This window comes from Mesorhizobium yinganensis (genome assembly GCF_040081985.1).
Lineage (GTDB): Bacteria > Pseudomonadota > Alphaproteobacteria > Rhizobiales > Rhizobiaceae > Kumtagia > Kumtagia yinganensis.
In genome coordinates this window covers 1-4,433 of record NZ_JBEBMH010000074.1, presented here as the reverse complement: position 1 = coordinate 4,433, position 4,433 = coordinate 1, and the positions used below count along the sequence as shown (strand labels likewise).

Below are 4,433 nucleotides of genomic sequence, written 5' to 3'. Positions count from 1 at the left end.
GATCGGCCGCGTCGGCGACCATCCGGTCAATCGCATCGACGAACTTCTCCCCTGGAACTGGCGCACCCGATCCGACACCAGACTGGCGGCCTAACACCATGGCTGCGATCACCCGGGTCTACACCCTCCCACTCGTCGCCGACATGCTCGGCGAGGATGCCGACCTACTGTGGGAGGTCTATGTCGACATGGAACCCGAGGACGGTTGCCTCTGGGTCTACGGACCCGGCGATCAGCAGACCCCCGCCTTCACAGACTTCGGCCTTGAAAGCCTGACCGACTTCATCAGCGAGCAAAAAGCCAATCGCGGCAGCGGTCAAAACCATGGCCGGTAACAGCCCCGGGTCATGACTGGGCGCTTACAATCCTTCACGGAAAAGGGCGGAAAAGCTAACTATCGCCGTTGGCGAGATGTTGGCCTGACGATAGGCTCCTTCCTGTAGGCGAAACTTGGCCCCGCTGGCTCCGGCCGGCGGGGCTTTTTTGTATTCGCAGGAACTGCAGCTAGATAACAACGAAATCGGCCGCAGTCAGTTTCAAGCCCGCATCCAACATGGCGAACTGTACTCTTGCCCCAGCCCCCGTGCCGTCGGCGTCATAGAAAAGATTGCCCGTGTCGGTCTCGTAAACGATACGATCACTGCTATCCTGCGCCTGACCGGTCGAGTTGGATCTGAAGGCCTGATAGGACAGTTTGCCTGTGTTCAACGCCGTGAAGATTGCGTTGTCGAGGCTGATCGTGTCAGCGACAGCCGAAAAGTCGGTTATCCGATCAACGTTCGTGTTCCCATTCAGCGCAGAATTAAAGATGAAGGTATCGTTGTCTGCGCCACCTGTAAGCGTATCGTTTCCAACGCCACCGTTGATCGTGTCTCGGCCAGTCTCGCCAATCAGCACGTTTGCGCCGGAGTTGCCATTGAGAGCGTTGTCCAGCGCGTTGCCGGTGGCGTCGATATTGCCTGTGCCGGTCAACGTCAAGTTCCCAACCGTGCCCTTAACATGGGTCGTGTCCGCAAGATTGAAGTCAATTGATGACTGCACCGAGTCGGACCCGTCCGACCCCGCTACACCCTCGTCAACAATGTCGCCGGCATTGTCGACGACATAGACATCCCAGCCCGCTCCGCCGCGCATCGTGTCGGCACCGCCACCGCCGTCCAGAGTGTTGTTGCCAGAATTACCGGTTAGCGAATCAGCATAACTGGAACCGGTCAGGTTCTCGATGCTGACAAGAGTGTCACCCGCTGCATGCCCTCCTGATGACGTTCCAGCCTGAAGGTTCACCGTTACGCCCGTCGGCGATCCGGCGTATGTCGAGGTATCGGTACCTGATCCGCCGTCAAGCCTGTCGCCTCCGGCACCGCCGCGAAGGATGTCGTTCCCCCCTAATCCGTAGATGGTTTCATTTCCCGTGTTCGATCGGCCGCCGTCAGGAAGTGTGTCGTTGCCGCTGGTGCCCGTGAAAGTCTGATCGTCTGGCGTCGGATCGGGATCGGGCGTTGGATCGGGATCGGGCGTCGGATCGGGGTCGGGGACAGTCGGTGGTGTTTGTCCCGGGAGGTATTCGACGTTACCGGAAATTACTGGAGAACTGTTGTCCACTGAATAGTAGCCATAATAGCCCTTTTCCAGATAGTTATTGGTGATGCTGACACCGGTGATTGGACCGCCCGAGGCGCGGCCGTCGACATAGACGTTAATTCCCGCCGATCCGGCCATATAATTGTGGTTCACCGTAACGTTGGAAATCGGTCCGAAATCGTTCTTAATGAACACATTCGAAGTGTCGCGCGAGAGTATCGTATTGTCTTCAATCAGAACGCCGTTTTGCCCGCCCTGGACAGAGATTCCGTCGTAGTGAGGGTCGCCACCGCCATCCTCAAGGTCGTGGATGTAGTTTCCCTTGACCGTGCTTGCCCCCCCCTGCAAAACAATGCCGTTCTCCGCCTTCGAAATATCGTTGCGCAGGAAAGTCCCGCTCCCTAGGATCGCCGCATTGCTGTCGGTACCATAGCCTGGCCCCACAATGTCGCAATCCTGGATAGTGATGTTCTTGGCCCCTTCGGCGTCGACACCCCACCAAGAATTGTAGGTGATCTTACAGTTCTTAATCGTGACGTTATCGGCCAAGATTCGGAGTGACCCACTAATGATCTTGCCCTCGATAACCGCTCCATCCGTGGTAATCGTCATCGGACCGGTATAGGCAGTCAGACTGATCCCGGTTGGGACGCCGGTCGTTGCTGCGGTAGGAAAGCCTGCTGGTATTGCCATTTCGGGCGACCTCTCATAGCTAAGGCAGCCCCCCGCCCACGAATCCAGATACACAAAAAAACTAATCCAAAGGAAGTAGTTCATAGCCCTTTAGAGGTATCGTCCTCATTCCGCAACCACCCAAGATGATACTTTCTTACACCTTGACAGCTCGTAATTCTGCTTGATTTGCCTAAAAGTCGTCACACTTCGAATAAGTAATGGGAATGTCATAATGGATACTGGAAACCGTGCATGCGATATCTTTCAACGGCGTTTCGACAATCGCGGGCGACATGAAGCGATCTTTAGCCTTATGAAGCTGACCTGCCGGAGGCGACGCCGCAAATTGCCCCTTCAGCGGGTCCGCCGCGCGATATGCGAAATCGACGCCGTTCGGAAATGTACTGTTCCCGGTACGATTTTCTGGAGAGGAAGCTTTCATCATCAACGCCTGCCACTCGGACCCTTCCACTCGACTGCGTTCGTTCACCCCCGACCGGCCGACCACGGTGCGGTCCCTCCTCAGCCGGCCGGTTTCTCTCGGTTGGCGATCGCGAGCATTGTGGCAGCGAGCGGATAGGCGATGGGCGATGTGATGCTGAGCCTAGTCAAACCGGGCATGAAACCCAAGGACTTGATGAAGGCTGCCGAGAAAGCATTTCCGACGGCTTCAAAAAGTGACATCGTGCGTGCTGCGTTCTACGCGATCATTTCCAATGCGGACAGCGAGCCCGTTAAAGTCAGAGTCCTGCAAAACTTTGCGCTGAGCGAACGGACGAAGAGCGCGACCGATCGCTGAATAGACTAGCGAGGCCGACCGCAGCCGGCGGGTTTCGTAGCTTTGTCACAAACATCCAATACTGTGCCGAACGGTCCTAAGACTTGACCTCATGGCCAGCGTGGAGAGAACGCCCCGACCTCCATACTGGCCTTTCATTTACGTAGCCTCACGCCAGCGCCGCCACCGTTCTCCGGGATGAACTCGACGCCGGCTGCTTCAAGGGCGGTGCGGATGGCGGTAACGTGCTTGTCCAGCAGATTGGGAAGGTCGTCGACCTGCTCGGCCCGGTGGATAGACGAATAGGAAATGCCCGTCCGATTGGCCAAGTCGTGGGCCGATATCCTGAGTAGAGCGCGCGCCGCGCGTATCTGGCCGCCGGTGATCATCATCGGCGTGGCTCCGTCAGATGGCGCAGTTCGTTTGGACATCGACAAGGCCATACAGGAAATTCCCAAAGGGCCATTAGGCTGCACCTTTCGGCAACAGACCTTTCAGTTCGAGGTCGGCAACGATTAGGATTTCAACGTACGCGGATATTGTACGGCGCTCGGCTTTGGCTGCTTGGTCGAGGGCAGCCTTCACTTCTTCCGACAGGCGAATTCCGATGCTTGCGGCGCGGACCATGCGGCCTCCACTGTGTTGAACTTTGTTGAACGTTTCTGTTGACGAGTGTTAAACATCGTTATACACAAGTCAACGCAAACACTTCAACAGGAACATCGCCATGCAGAACATATATGTTCGGACAGCCGCCGAAGGCATGCCTAAAGTGAGCCAACGATCGCGTCGCCTATCCTCGCTTGCACTCCTGCGCGAGGCACGAGCCGTCTACGAAGCGCTGGACGCACTTCCTGGCTGTGTTGAGGGCACTCCCGAGGCCAAGGCCGCAGATCGCGTCTACGACGCTGCCATGGCGTTGCGCTCGGCGACCGCGACCGACGTGCAGGTCACCTCGAAGTGGCCGAATAGAGCACCTTCCACCGGCACCTCGCCATCCCCGCAGCGTCGCCAGAATAGCATGCCCTCGCCGGGGACCTGCGTTCCCTCCACGGCGTGCGTCACGAAATCGGGATCAGTCCAGCGAATGGGAAGGCCGTCCAGTTCAGTGAAAACGTTCGGTCCATCTACGTGTTGGTTCATGATGAGAGCCGCTGCGCCTCACGCATGAGCGTCTCGCGATCGATCCCATGCTTGTCTATTAGTGTCTGTCCGGAAGCTTTGTGAATCGGCAGAGTCGGTTAGCGATATGGGGGTTGTGGAGTTGGAATCGGCTATGATTCCTTAGCTGGCGCTGATTCGACAGGAGGCGCCGATGTGGACCGTTGAGAACCGCGCTCGCTACAATCGTGATCACTTGCGTTATCCGAGCGACCTTACGGACGAAGAATGGGCGCTG

The 4,433-nt window shown here is 57.2% G+C and carries 7 protein-coding genes and 1 pseudogene; 3 read left to right on the top strand and 5 right to left on the bottom strand.

The window, feature by feature from the left end; translation table 11 throughout:
* Positions 1–98 precede the first annotated feature (98 nt).
* Entirely contained in the window at positions 99–335 is a 237-nt protein-coding gene (locus ABMA59_RS36875; protein WP_349010291.1) for a hypothetical protein, read from the top strand.
* Between the two features lie 169 nt (positions 336–504).
* Here the strand turns inward: ABMA59_RS36875 and ABMA59_RS36870 are convergent, their stop codons facing one another.
* Positions 505–2,274, bottom strand: coding sequence for a calcium-binding protein (locus ABMA59_RS36870; protein ID WP_349010290.1), 1,770 nt, complete (start codon positions 2,272–2,274; stop codon positions 505–507).
* A gap of 172 nt (positions 2,275–2,446) precedes the next feature.
* A complete protein-coding gene (locus ABMA59_RS36865) occupies positions 2,447–2,746 on the bottom strand; it encodes a hypothetical protein (protein WP_349010289.1) in 300 nt (99 codons plus the stop codon).
* Positions 2,747–2,839: 93 nt separating this feature from the next.
* On the opposite strand from ABMA59_RS36865, the gene ABMA59_RS36860 reads away from it, so the two are divergent.
* A complete protein-coding gene (locus ABMA59_RS36860) occupies positions 2,840–3,055 on the top strand; it encodes a hypothetical protein (RefSeq protein WP_349010288.1) in 216 nt (71 codons plus the stop codon).
* Positions 3,056–3,189: 134 nt separating this feature from the next.
* On the opposite strand, the gene ABMA59_RS36855 is transcribed toward ABMA59_RS36860, so the two are convergent.
* The 3 genes from ABMA59_RS36855 to ABMA59_RS36845 form a co-directional block, all read right to left on the bottom strand.
* On the bottom strand, positions 3,190–3,426 hold the full coding sequence (locus ABMA59_RS36855; protein WP_349010287.1) for a helix-turn-helix transcriptional regulator: 237 nt from the start codon (positions 3,424–3,426) through the stop codon (positions 3,190–3,192).
* A gap of 73 nt (positions 3,427–3,499) precedes the next feature.
* Positions 3,500–3,661 (bottom strand): type II toxin -antitoxin system TacA 1-like antitoxin, encoded by a 162-nt coding sequence (locus ABMA59_RS36850; RefSeq protein WP_349010286.1) that lies wholly within the window; start codon positions 3,659–3,661, stop codon positions 3,500–3,502.
* 273 nt (positions 3,662–3,934) lie between these two features.
* Positions 3,935–4,177, bottom strand: coding sequence for a hypothetical protein (locus ABMA59_RS36845; RefSeq protein WP_349010285.1), 243 nt, complete (start codon positions 4,175–4,177; stop codon positions 3,935–3,937).
* 172 nt (positions 4,178–4,349) lie between these two features.
* On the opposite strand from ABMA59_RS36845, the pseudogene ABMA59_RS36840 reads away from it, so the two are divergent.
* A pseudogene (locus ABMA59_RS36840) lies at positions 4,350–4,433 on the top strand (IS5/IS1182 family transposase); the annotation flags it as partial.

Excerpts from the sequence above, each read along its gene's own strand:
- ABMA59_RS36850 (WP_349010286.1), bottom strand. The coding sequence starts at position 3,661 with ATGGTCCGCGCCGCAAGCATCGGAATTCGCCTGTCGGAAGAAGTGAAG.
- ABMA59_RS36860 (WP_349010288.1), top strand. The coding sequence starts at position 2,840 with ATGGGCGATGTGATGCTGAGCCTAGTCAAACCGGGCATGAAACCCAAG.
- ABMA59_RS36875 (WP_349010291.1), top strand. The coding sequence starts at position 99 with ATGGCTGCGATCACCCGGGTCTACACCCTCCCACTCGTCGCCGACATG.
- ABMA59_RS36855 (WP_349010287.1), bottom strand. The coding sequence starts at position 3,426 with ATGATGATCACCGGCGGCCAGATACGCGCGGCGCGCGCTCTACTCAGG.
- ABMA59_RS36845 (WP_349010285.1), bottom strand. The coding sequence starts at position 4,177 with ATGAACCAACACGTAGATGGACCGAACGTTTTCACTGAACTGGACGGC.
- ABMA59_RS36870 (WP_349010290.1), bottom strand. The coding sequence starts at position 2,274 with ATGGCAATACCAGCAGGCTTTCCTACCGCAGCAACGACCGGCGTCCCA.